Annotated in this window: 22 protein-coding genes and 3 pseudogenes; 16 read left to right on the top strand and 9 right to left on the bottom strand. The window is 38.3% G+C overall.

Features of this window, described 5'->3' with window-relative positions:
- Nucleotides 1-23: 23 nt before the first annotated feature.
- Nucleotides 24-440: a DUF1824 family protein gene (locus ACSQ6I_RS11405; RefSeq protein ID WP_438890451.1), complete on the bottom strand. Its 417-nt coding sequence runs from the start codon at nt 438-440 to the stop codon at nt 24-26.
- An 80-nt stretch (nt 441-520) separates the two neighbouring features.
- Nucleotides 521-1,369: a prohibitin family protein gene (locus ACSQ6I_RS11400; RefSeq protein ID WP_438890450.1), complete on the bottom strand. Its 849-nt coding sequence runs from the start codon at nt 1,367-1,369 to the stop codon at nt 521-523.
- Nucleotides 1,370-1,497: 128 nt separating this feature from the next.
- Between ACSQ6I_RS11400 and ACSQ6I_RS11395 the strand changes: the two are divergent.
- The 3 genes and pseudogenes from ACSQ6I_RS11395 to ACSQ6I_RS11385 form a co-directional block, all read left to right on the top strand.
- Nucleotides 1,498-2,365, top strand: a pseudogene (locus ACSQ6I_RS11395) (ABC transporter ATP-binding protein); the annotation flags it as partial.
- 73 nt (nt 2,366-2,438) lie between these two features.
- Nucleotides 2,439-2,870 (top strand): beta-carboxysome assembly chaperone CcmS, encoded by a 432-nt coding sequence (ccmS, locus tag ACSQ6I_RS11390; RefSeq protein WP_438890449.1) that lies wholly within the window; start codon nt 2,439-2,441, stop codon nt 2,868-2,870.
- A 28-nt stretch (nt 2,871-2,898) separates the two neighbouring features.
- Nucleotides 2,899-3,513 (top strand): acyltransferase, encoded by a 615-nt coding sequence (locus ACSQ6I_RS11385; RefSeq protein WP_438890448.1) that lies wholly within the window; start codon nt 2,899-2,901, stop codon nt 3,511-3,513.
- A gap of 118 nt (nt 3,514-3,631) precedes the next feature.
- Here the strand turns inward: ACSQ6I_RS11385 and ACSQ6I_RS11380 are convergent.
- Nucleotides 3,632-4,183: pseudogene (locus tag ACSQ6I_RS11380) on the bottom strand (cytochrome P450); the annotation flags it as partial.
- A gap of 256 nt (nt 4,184-4,439) precedes the next feature.
- Nucleotides 4,440-5,252, bottom strand: a pseudogene (locus ACSQ6I_RS11375) (cytochrome P450); the annotation flags it as partial.
- A 167-nt stretch (nt 5,253-5,419) separates the two neighbouring features.
- On the opposite strand from ACSQ6I_RS11375, the gene ACSQ6I_RS11370 reads away from it, so the two are divergent.
- Together ACSQ6I_RS11370 and ACSQ6I_RS11365 are read left to right on the top strand one after the other, a co-directional pair.
- Nucleotides 5,420-6,052, top strand: coding sequence for an AAA family ATPase (locus tag ACSQ6I_RS11370; protein WP_438890447.1), 633 nt, complete (start codon nt 5,420-5,422; stop codon nt 6,050-6,052).
- The gene (locus tag ACSQ6I_RS11365; protein WP_438890446.1) at nt 6,052-6,609 is read left to right on the top strand and encodes a hypothetical protein; all 558 of its coding nucleotides are present in this window, start codon (nt 6,052-6,054) and stop codon (nt 6,607-6,609) included. Before ACSQ6I_RS11370 ends, ACSQ6I_RS11365 begins: the two co-directional genes overlap by 1 nt.
- A 3-nt stretch (nt 6,610-6,612) precedes the next feature.
- Here the strand turns inward: ACSQ6I_RS11365 and ACSQ6I_RS11360 are convergent, their stop codons facing one another.
- Nucleotides 6,613-7,524, bottom strand: a complete 912-nt coding sequence (locus ACSQ6I_RS11360) for an alpha/beta fold hydrolase (RefSeq protein WP_438890445.1) — start codon at nt 7,522-7,524, stop codon at nt 6,613-6,615.
- Between the two features lie 113 nt (nt 7,525-7,637).
- Between ACSQ6I_RS11360 and ACSQ6I_RS11355 the strand changes: the two genes are divergently transcribed.
- The 6 genes from ACSQ6I_RS11355 (at nt 7,638) to ACSQ6I_RS11330 (ending at nt 13,613) form a co-directional block, all read left to right on the top strand.
- Nucleotides 7,638-7,949, top strand: coding sequence for a carbon dioxide-concentrating mechanism protein CcmK (locus ACSQ6I_RS11355; RefSeq protein ID WP_015215497.1), 312 nt, complete (start codon nt 7,638-7,640; stop codon nt 7,947-7,949).
- An 86-nt stretch (nt 7,950-8,035) separates the two neighbouring features.
- Nucleotides 8,036-8,386, top strand: a complete 351-nt coding sequence (locus ACSQ6I_RS11350; RefSeq protein ID WP_438890444.1) for a carbon dioxide-concentrating mechanism protein CcmK — start codon at nt 8,036-8,038, stop codon at nt 8,384-8,386.
- Nucleotides 8,387-8,988: 602 nt separating this feature from the next.
- Nucleotides 8,989-10,176 carry a HetZ-related protein 2 gene (locus ACSQ6I_RS11345; RefSeq protein WP_438890443.1) on the top strand — a complete coding sequence of 396 codons (1,188 nt, stop codon included), beginning with the start codon at nt 8,989-8,991 and terminating at the stop codon, nt 10,174-10,176.
- A gap of 344 nt (nt 10,177-10,520) precedes the next feature.
- Nucleotides 10,521-11,204 carry a Crp/Fnr family transcriptional regulator gene (locus ACSQ6I_RS11340; RefSeq protein ID WP_438890442.1) on the top strand — a complete coding sequence of 228 codons (684 nt, stop codon included), beginning with the start codon at nt 10,521-10,523 and terminating at the stop codon, nt 11,202-11,204.
- 99 nt (nt 11,205-11,303) lie between these two features.
- On the top strand, nt 11,304-13,091 hold the full coding sequence (locus ACSQ6I_RS11335) for a M61 family metallopeptidase (RefSeq protein ID WP_438890441.1): 1,788 nt from the start codon (nt 11,304-11,306) through the stop codon (nt 13,089-13,091).
- Nucleotides 13,092-13,169: 78 nt separating this feature from the next.
- Nucleotides 13,170-13,613, top strand: a complete 444-nt coding sequence (locus ACSQ6I_RS11330; RefSeq protein WP_438890440.1) for a hypothetical protein — start codon at nt 13,170-13,172, stop codon at nt 13,611-13,613.
- 65 nt (nt 13,614-13,678) lie between these two features.
- Here ACSQ6I_RS11330 and ACSQ6I_RS11325 read toward each other — a convergent pair whose 3' ends face one another.
- Nucleotides 13,679-14,419 (bottom strand): 2-phosphosulfolactate phosphatase family protein, encoded by a 741-nt coding sequence (locus tag ACSQ6I_RS11325; protein ID WP_438890439.1) that lies wholly within the window; start codon nt 14,417-14,419, stop codon nt 13,679-13,681.
- A 323-nt stretch (nt 14,420-14,742) separates the two neighbouring features.
- Between ACSQ6I_RS11325 and ACSQ6I_RS11320 the strand changes: the two genes are divergently transcribed.
- On the top strand, nt 14,743-15,663 hold the full coding sequence (locus ACSQ6I_RS11320; protein WP_438890438.1) for a class I SAM-dependent methyltransferase: 921 nt from the start codon (nt 14,743-14,745) through the stop codon (nt 15,661-15,663).
- Nucleotides 15,656-16,642 (top strand): PrsW family intramembrane metalloprotease, encoded by a 987-nt coding sequence (locus ACSQ6I_RS11315; RefSeq protein ID WP_438890437.1) that lies wholly within the window; start codon nt 15,656-15,658, stop codon nt 16,640-16,642. The genes ACSQ6I_RS11320 and ACSQ6I_RS11315 overlap by 8 nt, the downstream gene beginning before the upstream one ends.
- Nucleotides 16,643-16,845: 203 nt before the next feature.
- On the opposite strand, the gene ACSQ6I_RS11310 is transcribed toward ACSQ6I_RS11315, so the two are convergent.
- Nucleotides 16,846-17,718: a 6-carboxytetrahydropterin synthase gene (locus tag ACSQ6I_RS11310; protein ID WP_438890436.1), complete on the bottom strand. Its 873-nt coding sequence runs from the start codon at nt 17,716-17,718 to the stop codon at nt 16,846-16,848.
- A gap of 143 nt (nt 17,719-17,861) precedes the next feature.
- Between ACSQ6I_RS11310 and ACSQ6I_RS11305 the strand changes: the two genes are divergently transcribed.
- From ACSQ6I_RS11305 to ACSQ6I_RS11295, 3 genes are all read left to right on the top strand, one after another.
- Nucleotides 17,862-19,052: an SMEK domain-containing protein gene (locus tag ACSQ6I_RS11305; RefSeq protein WP_438890435.1), complete on the top strand. Its 1,191-nt coding sequence runs from the start codon at nt 17,862-17,864 to the stop codon at nt 19,050-19,052.
- A gap of 213 nt (nt 19,053-19,265) precedes the next feature.
- The gene (locus tag ACSQ6I_RS11300; protein ID WP_438890434.1) at nt 19,266-19,535 is read left to right on the top strand and encodes a hypothetical protein; all 270 of its coding nucleotides are present in this window, start codon (nt 19,266-19,268) and stop codon (nt 19,533-19,535) included.
- Nucleotides 19,535-19,903 (top strand): clan AA aspartic protease, encoded by a 369-nt coding sequence (locus ACSQ6I_RS11295; RefSeq protein WP_438890433.1) that lies wholly within the window; start codon nt 19,535-19,537, stop codon nt 19,901-19,903. The genes ACSQ6I_RS11300 and ACSQ6I_RS11295 overlap by 1 nt, the downstream gene beginning before the upstream one ends.
- Nucleotides 19,904-19,916: 13 nt before the next feature.
- Here the strand turns inward: ACSQ6I_RS11295 and ACSQ6I_RS11290 are convergent, their stop codons facing one another.
- Both ACSQ6I_RS11290 and cysK read right to left on the bottom strand, forming a co-directional pair.
- Complete coding sequence (locus tag ACSQ6I_RS11290; RefSeq protein ID WP_438890432.1) at nt 19,917-20,606, bottom strand: J domain-containing protein; 690 nt, start codon at nt 20,604-20,606, stop codon at nt 19,917-19,919.
- A 59-nt stretch (nt 20,607-20,665) separates the two neighbouring features.
- Nucleotides 20,666-21,628: a cysteine synthase A gene (gene cysK / locus ACSQ6I_RS11285; protein ID WP_438890431.1), complete on the bottom strand. Its 963-nt coding sequence runs from the start codon at nt 21,626-21,628 to the stop codon at nt 20,666-20,668.
- Nucleotides 21,629-21,633 lie beyond the last annotated feature (5 nt).

Below are 21,633 nucleotides of genomic sequence, written 5' to 3'. Positions count from 1 at the left end.
TATTAGTTGATTTATTATAAATACTATACAAATAAATCTAGAGGTAAATGTCCATACATCTCATTGATTCCTGTTTCTTGATAAGATTGACAAGAAACTAATACTCCCCGATGATGCCCATAGTAAGAATCGAGATAACACAGTCCATTTTTACCATTTAGTTTGATATAAACTGGCCCATCAGGTGTTTGCAAATTACTTGGGGCTTCATAATGAAAAGCATGAGAATAGGTTTTCATTGCCAGAATACCTTCCTCTGCTGTATCAGCACAAATTCCTAAAATTTGGTAATCTGAAAGGCTGGCCATGAAAGTTAATGCCTGACGGGTTAAAACTTTTTCTGATGGTTTAAGAACCGGGGCAATATCCAGACAGTTGAATTTGTTGAGGATTTTTTTTGCTTCTGAGATGGTGAGGTTGGAATCTTGGGGAGTAGGCATATATACGTTTATTATGTTTCTGGTGTTACTGTTGTGTTGAAGATGGGACTAGCCCACCTTACTAGTATTTTTGATTAAAATCAAGATTGATTTGACATCTTACCTAAGTTGAAAATAAATGGGATGCTACCTTGGGAACCTTCACCCATCACAAGTACATTTGGCATTTGTGAACCGCCATTTCGCCAAGCTTCAATTGCTTCTTTTTGCAAAACCAATTGTCCTCCCTGTGCTTTGAGAGTTTCTGCTAAGAGTCTTTGAGCTTCGGCTCTACCTTTAGCGCGATTAATGTCTGCTTGGGCTTCTTGTTCAGCTTCTCGCGCTATATAGACGGCTCTTTGCGCTCGCTGTTCCGCTATTTGTTTTTCTTCAACTGCTCTGGCAAATTCTGGGGAGAAGGCTAGGTCAACTACACTCGTATCTAATACGATTATCCCATATTTATCTAAGCGATCGCCTAAAGCAGTGTCAAAATCTTCTTTTAATTCACTTCTTTTGGTAATTGCCTCTTCTACTGTTCTTCTCGCTGCTGCAATTTTAAATGCTTCCTGGGTTTGGGGAGCAATGATTTTTGAGACAATGTTTTCTAAAGTACCCTGTTTCCTTCTTACTTGAACTACTTGGATAGGATCAAGACGAAAGTTAATAGCAAATCTGGCAGATAAATTTTGTAGATCCTTAGTAGAACTCTCTGCGGGAACTTCAAATTTTTGTACCGTTAAATCATACACATCTATCACCGAGATAAATGGTGGTCTTAAGTGAATACCCTCCAACAAAGCACCATCTCTTGCTTTACCTAAAATACTGATTACTCCAGCTTGTCCAGGGTTGATAATCACAAAAGAATTGAGTCCAAAAAGTACCAATATTGCCAATACAATTCCGAAGGTGGTAGTTTGCCAATTCCCTAGTTGTTTAGTATTCAAACTCTTATCTCCTGTTAGTTTTAAATGCTTATTTTTGAGCTAAGTAACACATTTAACTCAAATACCTTCATAGTTATTGTACTTAAATTAGTACTCAAGACTGATCAAATTGATTGTGTGGTAATAATATTTTAGCTCCTAGTGTGGCATGGATGGCAATGTTGCCTATGCCTTTTATTTTAGCTGGTTTGGTAGCTTTTCAGAAATTACTAGAGCATCCCGCTACGCTGAAGTACGGAAAAAAGTTGGTTTGCTTAATGGCAGGTTATCGAATAATCTCAGCGCTATTACTACTATTAAAAGTTTCACAGATGAAGATTATGAAGCCAAATGCTAGAGTCTGAAAGTGATGCTTATCGCCAAAGCAATACTAAGGCAATTGCTCTTTTTGCGACGATACTTTTATGGCGATTATACGAAGTACAAGACGGAAAAATAACTGTAGATGGTGTGAATTTACAAAGTTTGAATTTACGAGATTTACTCCGTTGTATTGGTTTGGTAAGTCAGGATGTGTTTTTATTTCGTGGTACTGTAGCTGAAAATATTGCTTATGGGACGGTTGATGCCAAAAATGAAGATATGATCATGGCTGCGAAAGTGGTGGCAGCAGATGATTTTATTATGCGTTTGCCCCAAGGTTATGAGACAATTGTGGGGGAGAGGGGGCAAAAGTAAGTTATCTGGTGGACAAAGACAGCGGATTGCTAAAAGATCCACCAATTTTAATCTTAGACGAAGCTACCTCAGCAGTGGATAATGAGACAGAAGCAGCTATTCAGCGTTCCTGAGAATGGATTACCGTCAATCGGACTAGGATAGCGATCGCATAGTGTACCGTAGGTAATCGCACATCGTCTTTCTACTATCCGCAATGCTGATTGCATTTATGTCATGGAACACGGACAATTAGTAGAGTTAGGAATCCATGAACAACTTTTAGAGAAAGATGGCATTTATACAAGCCTCTGGCGTGTACAATCAGGGTTGAGATAGAAGAACTCCAACCCCTCTCCGCAAGCAAAGAGGGGAAAATTTAAACTTACGAATTACAAATTACGAATTATTTATGATGTTTGGTAGTACCCAACCGGAAACAGAAGATAGTAAATGGCGGCGACAATTGGATAGATTTGTCAAAGCACATCAGCAAGAATTAGCAGCATTATTTTGGGGACTGCGATTGGAACATGGTAACAGTCAAGGTACTATTGGTATTGATTTACAACCAAAGCCACATTTCGTTTATTGTCCCCAAGCCGAGATAGAAAAACTAAATGATAGAGTTGAAAATCGGCTGCAAGAAATTCTAGGAATTATTGAGAATAATAAACCAGAAACTGAAGTTGTGATGATTGGTATTGGGAAAGGGGAAATTAAGTTAATTCAATTTGCACCTGAACCTAAACCGGAAGTTTGTTTTGAGCAAGTTAGTCAGGATGTGGATAGTTTGTTGGAATTGTTGGAGGAGAGGATGAGTGAACAGATAAATGCCTTTTAACGCAGAGGGACGCTGAGGATTTATGGGGATGGAAAAAATTAGAAGTAAAATTGTTAATAAGTTAGAACGTCTATTTGTCAACCATTTAGTTCCTCGCTTGGTAGTTTGGGAAGAATACGTTCAAACCAAAATCAGACGATATAAACATCAACAAATCAAGCCTCAATTAAAATTTTGTGGTGAAGGTGTTCGCTTTAAACGTGATTTAGAAATTTCTCATCCCCAGAATGTATCTCTTGGTAATAAAGTCTATATCGGTCCAGATGTTTTATTAGATGGTCGTGGGGGAATTACAATTGGCGATAATACTACAATCGGATTTAATGTGATTATCCTCTCGGCCAATCATGACTATCAAAGTAATGATTTACCATATCAACATAATGTTTATATTCATAAGCCTGTAATTATTGGTAGTAATGTTTGGATTGCTGGAAATGTCTTAATTGTTCCAGGAGTTTCTATTGGTGATGGTGCAATTATCGCTGCGGGGACAGTGGTAACAAGTAATGTTGAACCTTTGGCTATTGTTGGAAATCAACCAATGAGAACAATTAAATATCGTGATCAAGAACATTATGAACGTCTGGCTAATCAGCGAGAAATTCCAGATGAGGTATTAACTAATAACTCTGAAAATTAATTTTAAATAATAGAGACGTTATAGCAGTTTCCAGGTTTATTTACGCCGCAGTGTACTATTTTTACTCCTGATTCCTGATTTCTACTATCTGTATACAACGTCTCCAAATTTTACAATATCACTGCTGTATTAGCATTTTTGATCTCGGAATCATTTTCATTCCCCCAGGTGCAGCTAAAGTTAAACCCCGACGCACAGGATTAACAGGACGCTGATTTAATAGTGAGAGTTGAAAATTTGAAAGAATTGTTGCCAAAACTAGTTTCATTTCATACTGAGCAAATGCTAAACCAATACAACGACGATTTCCACCACCAAAGGGTAAGTATTCATAAGGTGAAAATTGCCTTTCTAAAAAGCGTTCTGGTTTAAATTGTTTGGGTTGCGGATATACTTCTTCTCGATGATGTGCTAAGTAAATATTGGGGATTATAAATGTTCCTGCTGGTAATTTATAACCCATAATCTCAATCGGAGTTTTGACAACTCGCAGGAAACCTGCCATCACAATAGGATAAATTCGCAGTGTTTCTTGACAAACTGCTGTTAAATAGGGAAGTTTAGCGATTTGGCTGAGTTCTGGATTGACTCCCAAAGAGTTTATTTCCTGTAGTAATCTTTCTCGCACTTCTGGTAATCTATCCAACCAGTAAAACGCCCAGGTTAACGCGGCTACGGTGTACACACAAGTACTATCTGCAAGGGTTTTAGGCGTTATAGACCCCTTAAATTGTCATTACGAGCGGAGCGAAGTAATCACATCATCCCATGGTTTTTGCGATTGCTCCGTCGTTCCTCCTCTCTACGAGACGCTAACGCGAACGCAATGACAGGCTTCCAGAGCGATCGCAAAACCTCAAGCTAGATGACGAAACCAAGCACTAGTAGGAATTTTAAGACTTGTGTGTACACCGTAGGGTTAACGCGGAAGCTGTGGTTTCATGTCCCGCTACTAAAACAGTCATTAACTCATCGTGTAATTCTTGGTCTGACATTCCTTGACCATTTTGATCATGAGCAGCCATCATTAAACTAAGGATATCTTGGCGGTTTTGATCAGGTTCTGCTCGACGTTGCTGAATTAAAGTATAAATTAGTTCGTCGATATGTTTTTGTTGGCGCACAATCCAACCCCAAGGACTCCAAGCACCAAAGTCTTTTTGCAGGAACCGAAAAAAGAAAGCACTGGACATAATCGGTGATGTCATGAAGTCTAACAGAGAACAGAGCGATCGCCTCAATTCTTCAAACATCTCTCCTTCATCTAAACCAAATATTACCCGTAATATGACTCGCAAGGTGATTTCTTGCATGGATTCTCGGATATTGAAGGGCTTACCCATCTGCCAATTATCACTTACTTGCCGAGTAATTTCCTGGATATCTTGACCATAAGCCCGCATTCTTTCCCCATGAAAAGGAGGGGCTAAAAGTTGCCTTTGACGTTGGTGGGGTTCTCCATCCATTAACATTAAAGAGCGGTCACCCAACAAAAATCTTAAACCCCTATTCCCTCTCCCCACCTCAAAATGACTAGGATCAGTAGTAAAAATCTGCTCTAATGCTTCTGGTTCGCTGAAATACACCAAACAGCTATCCCCGGAACCTGATAGTGTAAAGCTATCACCATAGACTTTGGCAAAATCTTCCACATACTTCACTGGCTGCATAAAAAACTTGATTCTCCCGCGCCAAAGCGGCATTTTAACTAACTGTGGTAAGCTGTTGGCTGATGTCATATTCATTTGCACAATTTATATATTCTAAATTTTAACCGGGGCAATTTTTTTAAATTGCAAGTCCCCAAAAAGCGGTACATTGATGTAATAACAACTTGAAATAGTTAGTAATTTTAATCCAAAATCTAAAAACCCGAATTGGGATCAGGCTGGGTCGGAAGTAAAAAGTGCCAAAAATCATTGCTATCCTTAACGGTAAGGGCGGAGTCGGTAAAACGACTACCGCAGTCAACTTAGCTGCTAACTTTGCCCAAAACAAAAAAGTCCTGCTGATAGATGCAGATGTTCAAGGTTCTGCTAGTTGGTGGTTTCGACGAAATCAGCAGGGGATGGGATTTGATTTGGCTCAAGATACAAATCCACAACTTTTAGGTGAATTACCAAAAATAACAAGTTACGATTTAGTCATAGTAGATACGCCTCCAGCATTGCGTTCTGAAGCTTTAGCGGCGGTAGTAGGGATCGCAGATTATCTGGTTTTACCCACACCCCCAGCAGCAATGGATTTAGCTGTCCTAATTGAGACAGTTAGACAAGCCGTTATCCCTATGGGTACTCCCCATCGGGTACTGTTAACTAAAGTGGATACCCGCAGTTCAGGAGAAGCACTAGAAGCACAAAAAACTCTTTTACAACTAGGTATTCCAGTTTTTAATACTTTTATTCGTACCTATAAAGCGCATGAAAGAGCCGCCCTTGAAGGTGTAGCAATTACTCAATGGCGAGGAAAAAACGCACGGGAAGCAGAATCTGATTACCGTCGTGTGGCTGATGAATTAATGCATGATTGGAGGAAATAATGGCTAAGAAAAATCTTTCTGACTTACTACAAGAAGAAGCTCAAAAATTTACACCCCAGGTTGGTGACACAGCAATTGAAGTAACTGCACAAAAAGTTGAAGAAGATAATTCTTCTCCATTGGAGGAAGAACCAGCATCAACTTCTAATAGGCGCACAACTCCGACTAAGGCAGATTTAGAAATTACAATTAAAGAATTGACTGCGACTCTGGAAAAAGTACAGAAAAAAGAAGTTTCCCTCAAGGAGCAAATTAGCGATTTTAAAACAGATTTATCTGTACAGAAGGCTTTGGCAGAACGTTTGACTACAGAACTTCATGAAACTAAGAAAACAGCCCTGCAATTAGCAGAATCTAATTCTAAATTAATAGCAGAAATTAATGAATTAAAGAAAGTTAAAGAACCTGTCAAAGAAACTTTTATAGAACCTGTCAGAGAAACTTCCAGGTCTTTATCCATTAATCCCAAAAAATCACACAGATCCTCTGAAAGACTCCAAGAGATGCCTAACCAATCAAATGATAATTTTGCCGATAATACATGGTTATACGATTAGAATTTAACCTCGAAATTCTAAAATGTGTTGGGCGGTAATTTGTGGTTGTTCTAGGTGGGGGATATGTCCACAATCTTGAATCCAAATTAGTTGACTTTTGGGAATTGCTTTTTGAAACTTCTTCGCATCCCCAGTTCCCAAAATTTTATCGTTATCGCCCCATAAAATTAGCGTTGGTTGCCTAATTTGTGCAAGTTGCTGAAGTTTAAAAGCAGTGTAACCGCCACTTTTAGTAAAAGTAATCAACGCCTGATTCCAATTAGGCATTTTTAGATGCAACTCTCCACAACATAAAGCGTCCGCAGAAATCAGACTAGGATTATTGTAAGCAGTACGACAAATGCGATCGCGCACTTTGGGATTTCGCAAAAACTCAGCTGCTAAAGAATACAACGGCGCAAACATCAATTTACTTAAAGCTGAACCGCCTTTCAACCCTGCACTATCTATCAACACCAACTTCTGCACCACTTCAGGGTACGTCAGGGTAAAATCAATTGCCGCTGCACCACCCATCGAAGCACCAACCAAAATCACAGGTTGGTTAATCAGGGTTTTCCAGAAAGAATAAAGATGAGTTTTAATGGCTATGGGGCTGTAATCAATCCCCGCAAGTCTATCTGTAAAGCCAAAACCCAATAAATCCACCGCCCAAGTTTCATTCTCTTCAGCTAACAAGGGTAACAGCCGCCGAAATTCTAGAATAGAACTGTCAAAACCGTGAATTAAGAGGATCGGTATACCACCACTACCTTGCTGTATATAAGTAGTAGTGATTGATTCAATATATACGGAGGTAGTGTTCGCCCTTGGCGTGTCACAGACAATCGCTTGACTTTGGATACTTTTAGCCAAAGCGATAGAAGTAGGTTCACTTAGTTGCCCAACTGCGGCAGGTAAAAAACTTGGAAACATAAAAATTAGTTTACCTGACAACTGACAAAAAGAAAATTTTCCCAAATGTTAAACCTGTCACCAAAGCCTCGTACAATAAATATTGCTTATCCATGACTTAGGAGAGTGAAGCCATGCCAATGGCGGTTGGCGTAATTGAAACTTTAGGTTTTCCGGCAGTACTGGCATCAGCAGATGCAATGGTAAAATCTGCCGCTGTCACAATCGTATATTATGGTATAGCCGAAAGCGGTCGCTTATTAGTGGCTGTTAGGGGACACGTTGCCGAAGTTAGAACAGCAGTTGAAGCAGGAATTACCGCCGGAGAAGAAGTTTATGGTGGGCAAGTAATTACCCATTATATAGTTCCCAATCCCCCGGAAAATGTGGAAACCATTCTACCCATCCACTTCACTTCAAAATCTGAACCTTTTCGTATGTTCTAAGCAAGTTCCCTATCAATATTGGCAGCACAACTTCTTAAAATTAATTTGTAGCGCCATATAACTTTTATTCATACAGGAGATTACTAATGTCACTACAGGCAGTTGGCGCACTTGAAACTAAAGGTTTTCCGGCAGTACTTGCAGCCGCAGATGCAATGGTAAAAGCTGGAAGAGTCACTCTAGTTGGTTATATCAGAGTTGGTAGCGCCCGCTTTACAGTTAATATTCGTGGCGATGTTTCTGAAGTTAAGGCAGCTATGGCTGCTGGCGTAGAAGCCGCAGAAAACGTTTATGGTGGGACTCTGGAATCCTGGGTAATTATTGCCCGTCCCCATGAAAACGTCGAAGCTGTTCTCCCTATAGCCTACACAGCAGATGTTCAACAGTATCGGGAATCCGTAGAAAATCCCATTGTCAGATCATCCAACATCATATAGATACAGCTTTTCAAGAGTCCACAGTCAGTCTAAATTGACTACGGACTCTCAATGATGTACTTGTTTATTACAAAATTTTAGTTTTATTACTGAACGTAGCCCAAAAGAATTACTTAAACCTAGTGATCTCAGTCACAGTACACTTACAGTCTATTTATAGTAGTATTCTAATACTGAATTAGTTGATGAGGAGTTCTCACTTATCCCATTTGATCAAGATAACTTCCTGCGTTTTTAGAGACATGATTTTTTGATGATAAAACCTAAAACTTTAGTTAGTTTTGTTTTTCAACTTCACTCCTAAAAACTATATACGGACGTATGCAAATTGATAAAACTTTTACTTTTCTTATTTTCTAATAAATACCAAGAATTGTAAAGAGATTTGATCACAAATAACGACAGAAGACTGAAACTTACACAAGTAAATACACGTCCTATGATAGTGAATCATCATTTTGATCTTGGGAAAGCAAATTAACTAAACCAAAAGTTCCTATATAACTTTAGTAACTCAAAACCTAATCAAGAATTAAGCACAGACATTGATTAATCAGGATTTTGAGATCAGGGGCAACTACTAGTTAATAACTTAAGTTGGTATGGGGGTTGTGATGCAAACTTTAAAACAGAGTTTCGAGGAGCGCAATCTCACTATGGAAAACGATGCGGCAAACCTGGCGCAATATTGGCAAAAGCGACTCGCTGCTGAATGTCCAGAACAAAGTGAGGTTGCTAGAGAAAGTATTATGTTTTGGCTTTTGGGGGTAGATTTAAAACGATTTGATCTACTCAACCCCAAAGAATTGGAAATTGCCAAGCAAGCAATGGAGTACCGCTGGCGGATTTTACAGCAGCGTTATTTGGGAGTGGGGCGAGAACGTGCTTATCGTAACCTGCTCAGTCGCTTGGGTAGTGTGATGACACTGAGAAATAAAATTCAGACTTGGGTAGCTCTGAGTCGCGATCGCCAGCGCAGTGTGATGGATGTCTTACAAGAAGTACTCCAAGAACTGCTCCAAAGTGACTCATATATGCAGCAGCAAATGTCTTCAATTGCTGAAATAAGTTCTGATAGAAGATTACAGGATACTTTACTATTTGCCAGTATAGAGGAATATTGTTTGCGCCCAGTCCGCAACCAACCCCTATTAGTGTATCGCTTTGTTAACTATCTACGCCGGATTCAGCGGGGGGGCTTAACTCAAGTTCCAGTCAGTGACTTAATTAGACTAGTTTCCGACGAAGTTTTGACTGAAGATACTGACAATCCACTCAACTTAGTCGATAGTCAAGCGATCGCTCAATATCAAGAAGCACAAAAAGTAGAAGAACAACAATCACTACGTCAAGCCGTACATCAAGAATTTGAGCAATATTTACTGCAAAATTTAGGGCAACCGGCAGTAGACTGGCTGCAATTATATCTCCAAGGTAAATCTCAAGAAGAGATCGCCAAAAAACTCAATAAGCCAATCAAGGAAGTATATCGACTACGCGAAAAAATTAGCTACCATGCTGTCCGCGTTTTTGCTATCAAAGGTAAACCAGAACTGGTAGATAACTGGCTTTCAACTTCCTTGCAAGAAAATAACTTGGGGCTAACACAACGCCAATGGCAGCAACTTGACGAAATATTAACTCCTCTGGGAAGGAACATTCTTCAGCTACGGAGAGCAGGTAACTCTATGGAAGCTATAGCCCAAAGCTTACAACTCAAAACCCATCAAGTAATAGGCGAATGGACTAAAGTATATCTTGCTGCCCAAACCCTGAGAACTCAAGATTAACTCAACACAGTAGTTTGAAAACTCTGTTTTTGATCACAATACATAATTGTTATGTTGTAATCAAAGCATTGATATCCAGTCCGGTTAATTACTTAGCATAAATTTGGACTCGTTGTTAATAGCTAATTGCTGTTTACTTACCATTATTCATCCTGTGGTTATGATTATAGCAAGCCATGCTTACCAATTAGTCCTAACAGATTTGATAAGTGTTAGAACTGACATAGTATCATTGCTCAGTTTTTTAAATACGAATAGCTTATATTACATACATAATACAAGTAATCTATGTTAAAAAACTGAAAAGTTACAATCTTATTGAATTAATTCCTTGTGAATATTTCATGCAAATAGAGGTTTTTAGTGATCTTTTTCCCTTGTTGAGTACAGCCAACCCACAAACTTTGGAATGGTTACTCAACATAGCCGTTGAACACGAATACCCATCTGGACGAGCAGTTTTGATGGAAGATGCCTGGGGTAATGCAGTTTACTTCTTGGTTTCTGGTTGGGTTAAAGTTCGACGTACTAATGGTGATGATTCTGTGACAATAGCGATTTTAGGACGGGGCGATTTTTTTGGAGAAATGGCGGTTTTAGATGAATCACCACGCTCAACAGATGTCATTGCCCTTTCACCTGTGAAATTATTAACTGTCTCCAGAGAACGTTTTATCCAAATTTTGTTCAAAGATCCGCAGTTACATCATAGAATGCTGCAACTAATGGTGCGACGCGTGCGGCAAATTAATATCCGTTTGCAAATGCGGTCTTCACCACCAGCCGTCAAACTTGCCCATACTCTAGTTGGCTTGAGTGATAACTATGGTAAAAAGTCAGCCCAAGGACAGGAAATTTTTTACATCCCTTTTAAAGATTTGGCAGAAGTAACTGAAATTACCCTTGATGAAACTACCAAAATCATGGAAAAACTTCATGAAAAAGGATGGATTAAAATTGATCCCCCTAATAACTCCATTGATATCATTAATGTTAAGCAACTAGTGAATTTGGCTAATAAATTCTAATTGGTACTTAGTGGTAAAAACCCTTGTATTAATTGAATATTTACTACTGTCTAGCAACTGTTGACTATTGACTAAATAAACCCACAATCAGGACACAAAATGACTGAAGCAATAGCAATTCGTTTCAACACTCAAGTTCAAGAAGTTTATCCACTAATTCATTACTGGGTAGCAATGCCCCAACCAGAAAATCATCTGTTTGAGGTGACTCTACATTTTGTAGATTATCCATTGCCAATTCTTGATCTGAAAATGCCAGTATGGACACCTGGTTCTTACCTGGTGCGAGAATATGCTAAAAATTTACAAGATTTTGCGGCTTTTTCAGATAAAGAAACTCCTTTACCTTGGCGGAAAGTCAGTAAAAATCACTGGCAGGTAGAGAAAGGTGATGCTGCTAAAGTCATCTTGCGTTACCGCGTTTTTGCTAATGAATTATCGGTACGTACAAATCATTTGGATGCTACCCACGCTTATTTTAATAGTGCGGCGCTATTTTTGAGAATACCTGGTTGGCAAGAAAAACCAATTCACATTACTATTGTACCACCGCACCCAGAGTGGCAGGTCACTACAGGTTTACCAAAAGTTGCTGGTCAAAACAATACTTTCTTAGCTGCCGACTTTGATACTCTTGTTGATAGTCCTTTTGAAATTGGTAATCATCAGATTTTTGACTTTGAAGTATTAGGCAAATCTCATGAATTGGCAATTTGGGGACAGGGTAACTATCAAGTGCAACAGATGCTTACTGACTTCAAAAAAATTATAGAAGTCGAAGCCGAAATGTTTGGTGGTTTGCCCTATGAAAGATATGTATTCATACTACATTTATTTAACCAAGCCTATGGCGGATTAGAGCATAAAAATTCTTGCTCGTTAATTTATCACCGTTTTGGTTTTCGCAATCAAGATAAATATGATCGCTTTATTCAATTAGTAGCACACGAGTTTTTTCACTTGTGGAATGTTAAAAGAATTCGCCCAAAAGCTTTAGAGGTGTTTGATTATGACCAAGAAAACTATACATCATCTCTTTGGTTTTGTGAAGGAACAACAAGTTACTATGATTTGGCAATTCCTCTCCGTGCCGGAATTTATAATGCTAAATCGTATTTGAACCATTTAAATCAGGAAATTACCAAATATAACAATATTCCCGGACGTAAAGTACAACCTCTTTCTGAGTCGAGTTTTGATACTTGGATTAAACTTTATCGTCCTGATTCTAATAGTCCTAACTCACAAATCTCCTACTATTTAAAAGGGGAAATGGTATCGCTGTTGCTTGATTTATTAATTCGTTCTCGCCATAGCAATCAGCTTTCTTTGGATAACGTCATGCTGAAAATGTGGCAGCAATTTGGACAAGCAGAAATTGGCTATACTTCAGAGCAGTTAAAGGAAACAATTGAATCTGTAGCAGGGATAGATTTATCTGATTTCTTTAATCAGTATATTCATGGTCTAGATGATTTACCATTTAATCAGTATTTAGAACCTTTTGGTGTACAACTGGTAGAGGAAAAGGATGAAGAACCTTTTTTAGGTGTGAAAACAAAAACTGAATATGGAAGGGAAATAATTAAATTTGTTGAAATAGGTTCACCTGCAAATATAGCAGGAATTGACCCAGGTGATGAATTATTAGCGATTGATGGGATTAAGGTAGGAACAAATCTGTTAAGCGAACGTTTAAAAGATTATCTACCTAATGATACTATCGAGATTACGGTTTTTCACCAAGATGAATTACGTCAATATTGTGTATCTCTTGCAATACAACAACCTACTAAATATCAACTCAAATCTGTTGATCATCCTTCCCTGACTCAGCAAGATAATTTTGCAGGTTGGTTGGGCGTATCTTTAACAACTATTCATTAAGAATAATATTTCACCCACCGGAAACTACAGTGGTGAAATTGTAGTTATCAAAGACCTAGTTTTCGGTTGGAGATGTTGATGAAAGTTGTCAAAAAAGATTTGAATATACTGATATTACGATATGCTGTAAAAGCTTGGATAATTGGTAGCATCTTGGCTTTGATTGGACTTAGTTTAATTATCGGATTTTCTCCTTTTGGAGGAATATCTATATCGGGAGTTATACTCACTCTAACTGGAGTATATTTATTTATAGAATCTGAAATTGTTCATATTGTCCTTGATAAAACTCATAGTGTTTTTACTATGAAACGACAAAAATTATTAGGTACAAAAGTGATTCAGCATCAAATTCGAGAAATAGCTGATGTTCAGGTAGAAAATGATGATGACGGATCTTATAGAGTGAGTATTGTATTAGTTTCAGCGAAGCGTATACCTTTAACACCATATCTTCCAGGTGTTACAGACAACCAAGAAAATGCCGATATGATCCGCCAATTTTTAAATTTAGCAAATTAAAATTTACCCCTTACGAAACTTTTGCTTATAAGGGGTAAATCTAACCAGAAAAAATAATTTTTTGGTTATTTATTATGACTTTTTAAAACACCAGGTTCCTGCTGAATAGGTAGGACATCTAAAATATCAGTTTGGGAACAATATTTTAAATCTTCTAAACATTCCAGGCGTAATAATCGCTTACCGTGACTAGCTTGGTAGAATAATCCCAGTAAATCATTTTGCCATTGTGAATAGAGAGCGATCGCACTGGTGACTTCATCGTTACCAGTTAAATCTTCTAAAGAAGAATTACTTTGTTGCCAAATGCTATGTGCGATCGCACCAGCACAAACAGTATCCTCTAAAGAAAAACTGCCTTCCCAACCAGAACCGACAATCCAGACTGTCTCCGGTTGCTTTTCTAGGAGAAATTGCACCACCGCAGCCCGGTTAATTAAAGCAGCGGCGAGAACAATTGGTGCATCTTGTATCCGTTTTAAGGCGCGAGTCCCATTAGTGGTACTGATAAATAAGCGCCGACCCTGTACCAATTCTGCTGTGCAATCTAAGGGTGAATTACCCAATTCAAAGCCAGCTACCTTCGCACCGCCACGTTCTCCAGCACGTAATCGTTTTTCCGATGGCCATTTTTCGCTAACTTCTACTAGTTGGTCTAAATCACTGAAGACTTGCACTGCTTCGCCTCCAGCCGCTAAAACTGTCGCCATTGTGCTAGTTGCTCGCAAGACATCAACAGCGATCGCGCATTCTGGCGCTTCATCAGTTGGAGTTAATTCTGGAGTATGATATACAAATATCTTCACGCGCTGGATATACCTGCTTTATAAATACTGCGGTTATATTTTACCCACTTGATGTCACCAACTGTTGATACTAAACTCCATTTTTCCATTAATACATAAATACTATAGAATTCTCAAAAGCCTATTTATCAAGGTTTTAGGCTTGGTATTGCATCTTTTAATCTCAAAGATAGAAAAACACAGAGATTGTCTGAATCATGATTTCCAGGATGAAAATAACCATCTTCTCACCTAATGCCCATTGTAATTACATCACCTTCTAGACTCAACTCCAGCAAATATGTCATAAGTAAATAAAAAGGTTGTTCAACACAAATTGACTTATGACGGTTTCTGTAACATCAACTCCTGACTTACCTTCCCGGCTCGTGAATGGCATCCTCTCAATTCAACCTTTAGCGAACCTCGCCAAACACCAAGCCAGACAAATGATGATCAAACGGGCTGAAAGAATAGGCGTTTTTTGGACACAAGAAGTAGAAAAACTCCAAACTCGTGATTGGTCAACAGATTTAGCTCAAGTCCAAAATTCTCAGCTAACCTACCCAGACTACTACGTTACCTCATTCCACGCTTACGAAACCGGAAATCTCAGTTGGCAAGCTGCTTTTGAGGTAGAGTCTGCTGCTCATGCCGTCCACGCTAAAATTTGGCAAGATACCGAAGCCACAGGTGATGCGAAACTACGCCAAAGTTACCATAAAATCGTCGAAAGTTCCATTTCCCAACCACCACAAGACATCCTAGATTTAGGTTGTAGTGTGGGAATGAGTACTTTTGCCCTGCAAGCAGTTTATCCCCAAGCCAAGATTACAGGTTTAGATTTATCTCCCTACTTCTTAGCTGTAGCTAACTATCGCAGCCAACAACGTCAAGCTACAATTAACTGGGTTCATGCTCAAGCTGAATCTACAGGACTGGCAAATGCTTCCTATGATTTAGTTTCCATTTTTCTCATGTGCCATGAATTACCCCAATCAGCAACCCAAAAGATTTTTGCAGAAGCAAGACGTGTTTTGCGTCCAGGTGGGCATTTAGCAATTATGGACATGAATCCTAAATCGGAAATTTACAAGAAAATGCCAACATACATCTTAACCCTGCTCAAAAGTACCGAACCTTATTTAGATGAATACTTCAGTTTGAATATTGAGCAAGCTTTAGTAAAGGCAGGTTTTCAAACTCCTACCATCACTAGCAATAGCCCCCGTCATCGGACTGTAATTGCTCAGGTGTGTGGCTAATTTATCTCTCATACTATGGGCAGTCATTCCACCGCTGCTGTTTTTGTGGTTTTATTACCGCCGGACTCATGCTGCCCCGCCACCGCTACAATTGCTCTTTTTCTTCATCATTGGGGGAATATCTGGTTTCGTAGCCCTGGGACTAGAATGGACGGTGGAAAATGTTGCTAACTCAGTTATAGACTGGGCAAAAATACAGCGTTCTTTTTTTGGCTTTTCCCTGCGACAGATGGTGGAAATAGCGCCAATTGAAGAAGGCTGTAAGTTAGCAGCAGTTATCTTTCCTATCTGTTATCTTCAACGCAGATACCAATTTCGTGCTACAACTGTTTTTCTTTTTACCATCGCTGTAGCTTTAGGATTTACGGCTGAAGAAAACTGGATTTACTGGTTTCACGGTACAGCATCAATTCTAGAAAGGTTGATTAGCACTCCTGTACATTCTATGTTTTCTGCACCCTGGGGTTATGCACTAGGAATATATATTTCTTCCACAAGGCGTTTAAATCGAGACAGAAGTTTAATTTTTATAGCTTGGTTAAATGCTGTCTTTTTTCATGCTTTGGTGAATATTTTATCCAGGGCTTGGGTTTACCCACCTCCAATACATTTTCTTGGTTACGCTTTATTTCCTTTGCTGTTGTGGATGTTTTGGCGGTTAGAGCAAATACTGCGAAGAGTACAACGCAAACCTCCTATTACTTTAATTTCTGGTTACACACCCCAAACTCGTTATTGGCAAAGGGGTTTAATAATGTTAATTCTCTTACTAGGTGGAAATGCTATTTTTGGGTTGTTTCTTCTCGCTAGAAAACTTAGTCCATTGAGGTTAGAGCAACTGTTTGAGCCGGATATTTTTTCGTTTATACTTAAACAAATAGTACTAAATCTCTCTTTAGGAGTTTTGTCCTGGTTAATTTATCGCTATTTACGATATTTAGCCGGTCGTCGATATTTTTTAAAATTAGGAAAATACTAGGAGATTTTTATGCAAACTACTTGTGATATTACTTTCTAATTGCCAATTTTTAAAATAATTCGTAATTGATAATTTGTAATTCCTAAAGACTTTTTAGTCGCTTTCGTAAAAAAGCTACCTATAGACCAACGCGAGTGCGTCTCCAAATATCTGGAAAATTAAGCCCAAAAATTACGAATTACGAATTACGAATTACGAATTAGTTAAACTCTTGCTAAGACTGGTTGACTTACGGCTGTACTAACAGATGTGGATTCTGTATCAGCGGCGTAAATTTCGCAGGAATTATTAGGGCTTTCGATGAGTTTGACCTTGTAAAGCTTGGCTCCTAGCTCTTGAATAGGCGATCGCAATACGTTACTAATATAAAGGGCTATATTCTCAGCAGTGGGGACAACTTTAGCAAAGAAAGCAATATCTTTGTTTAAAAAGGTGTGATCAAATGGTTCCACTACATAATCTTCAATCACCTGATTCAAAGCACCTAAATCGACAGTCATACCCGTGCGAGAATCAATTTCTCCTTTCACAGTGACTTCTAAATGGTAGTTATGTCCATGTCCATTCACACGAGCGCATTTACCATAAATCTCTGTATTCTCTTCTAAACTCAAATCAGGATGAGCGAGTCTGTGCGCGGCGCTAAAGTGAGTGCTAATACTGAGATATGCTTCCATTCCGTTGCCCATATATTCTGCCCAAAGTTCAGGATGTTCAAATAACTGCACGCGGACTAAAGGTAAGTGGGGTGCTAGACGTTCCCAAATCACCCGCGCAATATTTTCTGTGGTGGGGAGAGTTTGTTGAAATTCTGTCCACACATCATTGAGATAAGAAAAATCTAGTTGACCAGTAACTTCCCGTTTGATGACGTGTTTCACATCAGACAAGTTCAGCACCATACCATATTCATCTAGTTCCCCAGCGAGAGAAACAAATAAAACATAGTTATGCCCGTGACCGGGAAATTTCGAGCAAAGACCAAATTTTTCAACATTTTCGTTTTCACTCAGTTCTGGCAACCAATACCGATGACTTGCCGAAAACTGAGCGCGGCGATTTACAATACATTGCATGAGTACTCTGGTAACAGAACTTAAAATTTCTTAATCTTTTTCTATTATCAGTATAAACTAATTTGCTTGCTTAGTGGTCAGTGAAATAGGGAATACTCATAAGATTTTCGTATAATAACCATCCAAGTAGAACTTGCTGCATTATGGACAATACTATATTTAGTTTATCTGTTAGAGTTAAAACAACTACAAATTTATTTATTGATTTTGTAAATAAAAATAAGGAGCAATACGTGATTACTAGGGGTTATTTTATAGGTGAAATAATAGATGAACTAGCCAATATTGCTCATCAAGTCGATAATAGAACCAGACTACAATTGTACGATTTAAATATACATCTTGAAAATTTCTTTAGGGAAATATTGAATATATTACTTGATATACGCTTGGAAAATCTCAATAATGAAAGAAGCAATGCACCTGGATTAGATTTAGGTAATTCTTTAAAAGGCATAGCATTTCAAATTACTTCGGAAAAAAAATCTACTAAGATTAATGATACTCTAAAGACTGTTTTTGATAAAAATATAAAAGAATATAATGAGATTTATATACTAATAATTGGTCACAAACAAAAAAGTTACACACCAAATAAAGAACTATGGGATAAATTTAATTTTAAAAAGGGAAATATTTGGGATATCAACACCATTTGTAAAAAAGTAATTGATCTTCCTCTCGATAGATTACAATCTATTCACCAGTACATAAAACAAGAGGTTGTCAGGGTAAAAATAGAGTTAGAGATACCAAATCAAGAAGGTGAATTTGCTACAAGTATTAAAAATTATATTGAGGTAATAGGAAAACCTAAATTTAATGAAAATGCACTTAAAGTTTATTATGAATATCACATAAATAAATTTAAAATTCAAGGAGAAGCAGATTATTGTTACCCACTTGATGATATAAAACAGGCGTTTGATTTTTTAGCTAAGGAACTTGCAAAATTACCTCGCATAACACGAGAATTTTATGCTTTCCTTCTTGAAAGGAGGGATGAAAATTCTTTTGAGAAATATGGTTGGAGTAGATCATTTTACCGTTTTAATGAAGATAAACTCAAAAGAATCTGTAAATATAGTGATATTGAGGGAGAAATTAGATTGCTTACAAAGCATGAACTTATATATTGGGAAGAAATTGAGCGGGGTTATGAAGAGTGTGGTATAGGTAGAAATTCTACTGAATATTCCTACCATATTTACATTCCTGGTAATTATGAAAATTATAATTATGACAATTTTCTTGAAGATTTTGTAGATTTTATAGACAATAAAAATATCGGTTATCAAAAACCTATAGTAAATCTCGATTTTAGTGATTTTTAATTCGTGCTTTATTTGAACCCTAAAATAATTTGACGACTCCCTTCTAATCTATAAAATTACTAATCTTCTTTTCTTACTTCGCGCTCTTCGCGTCTTCGTGGTTTATTAAATTAAAAATTATTTCAGCACTATAGAGATTAACTACTGATTCTAGCTTCTGTCCTAGAATGAGTGTAGGAATTCACTCAAAACTTTAACTTGTAAATTACCTGTATGCCTTACCCTAAACTTACTGGTGAAGAAATTACCAAACGTGGTAAAGAAATTTATGAAAAAAGCATCCGCACTGTAGTAGAACAAACAGAAAACATTGGCAAAATTATTTCAATTAATGTAGAAACAGGAGAATATGAAATTGGTGATGATTTAATAATCACAAGTCGCAAATTACAAACTAAACAAGCTGATGCAGCAATTTGGGCAGGACGAATTGGCTATAATGCGGTTTATGCTGTTGGTGGTACATTGATCAGGACAGCATAGTGATACATGGAACTGTAGTTGGCCTGCAAGCTCGAATTAATGTAATTTTTCATTTACCAGAAGGATTAAATATAGAGATTGGATGTGTTGTTGATACAGGATTTGAAGGTTTCTTAACTTTACCAGCAGATGCAATTACTAAACTTAGGCTGCCCTACCTTGCTAGTATTGAAGCAAATCTTGCTGATAATTCTAATGTTCCAGTTAATGTTTTTTTGTCCAATATTATATGGAATGGTGTCGAGAGAGAAGTTGCAGTTTTGGCAATGGGTCGCCGTCCTCTCATTGGAACTGCGCTACTTAAAGATTATCATCTCAGTATAGATTTCTATAATGGTGGTACGGTTGTAGTTGATGATATTTTGTAACTTTGAGTAAGCCTCATTTACTCACCGATTCTTGGGCTTCACGATGCAACCTTTTAGCTATACGGAATAATTCTTGACCTGTGTGCAAATAGCGATCATCATAGCTTAACGGAAAATACGCCAACTCTTCTATTCCATCTGCAACTTGACTCAGACAATAGTAAAGGTGCGCTGCCGCTGCTGCAAAAGTAGCAGGATTCGGCAAAGAACGAAACCTAATTTGAGCTTCTTTGAGGTCTTCTCGACAAGATTCTAAATAATTCTGAAATTCGTCTAACAATTCATCATCAAAAGGATCTGCGGCTAATTCTTCAATTTGTTCTTCTAGAGAACTGAGAATTGTACAAAGTATCCGATTTACTGGTTTATAAACTCGGCGCAACCATTCTTCGATTTGTTCATCAGCATCTCTTCCCGTTGGCCTGGTTGTTTTGTAAGGTTTTTGGTCAGAATTGCGCTTTGGCCTGGGAATACTTGATTTTTGAGCTTTATGTTGCAGTTTTTGATCGTAGTGCTGGCGATTGTGGGTGTCGCCTAAAACCTCATAGGCGGCATTAATGAGAATAATCTGCTCGTTATTTGCTATTTCCTGATTAGTATCAGGATGAAATAACTTAACCAAGCGGCGATAGGCTTGTTTAATCTCCGCTTGGCTGGCTTTGGAATTAACTTTGAGGGTTTCGTAGTGGTTAGAATCGACCATGATCAGCTAACAGTTATCAATCATCAGTTATTGGTTAACTGATTTAATCTAACGTATCGTTAGCTGATACTACTTGCAACTTTTGCTTCTAAATCTTGGAACAGTGGTGTACTCAAATATCTCTCGCCAAAACTGGGTTGAATCATCACTATTAAGCGTCCCTGATTTTCTGGACGTTGGGCGACACGAATGGCAGCACAGAGAGCAGCACCAGTAGAAATCCCAGATAGTAGACCTTCTTCTCTGGCTAAACGGCGACTATAAGCGATCGCATCTTCATCACTAACAGCAATCACTTCATCAATCAATTCTACCCTCAACACTTGAGGAATAAACCCTGCCCCAATGCCCTGAATTTTGTGAGGGCCTGGTTTACCGCCAGATAAAACAGGGCTATTAGTTGGTTCAACTGCGATCGCTTGAAAACTTGGTTTTTTAGCTTTAATTATTTCCGCTACACCAGTAATCGTACCACCTGTACCCACTCCCGCCACAATCATATCTACCTGTCCATCGGTATCTTCCCAGATTTCCTCAGCTGTAGTTTCCCGATGGATTTTGGCATTAGCCGGATTGCGGAACTGTTGCAACATATAAGCATAAGGAGTTCTCTCTACAATCTCCTGCGCTCTGCGAATTGCCCCAGTCATCCCCTCAATTCCTGGCGTGAGTTCCAGTTCAGCACCATAAGCCCGCAACATAGCCCGTCGCTCTGCACTCATCGTCTCCGGCATAGTCAAAATCAATCTATACCCCTTAGCTGCCGCTGTCATTGCCAAAGCAATTCCTGTATTTCCCGATGTCGGTTCTACCAAAATTGTCTTGCTGGGACTAATTAATCCTTCCTGTTCAGCATCATTAATCATGCTTACCCCAATGCGATCTTTCACCGAAGACGAGGGGTTCATGCTTTCCAGTTTCACCAAAATCTGCGCGACACAACCTTCTGCTTGGGGAATCCGGTTTAACTTTACTAAGGGTGTCCGGCCAACTAATTCTGTAATATTCTGAGCAATCCGCATAATAA

It is taken from the genome of Anabaena sp. WFMT, from assembly GCF_051781005.1.
Taxonomy (GTDB): Bacteria; Cyanobacteriota; Cyanobacteriia; order Cyanobacteriales; family Nostocaceae; genus Anabaena.
The sequence above is the reverse complement of the archived record's forward strand: the minus strand, read 5'-3'. Positions and strand labels throughout refer to the sequence as shown.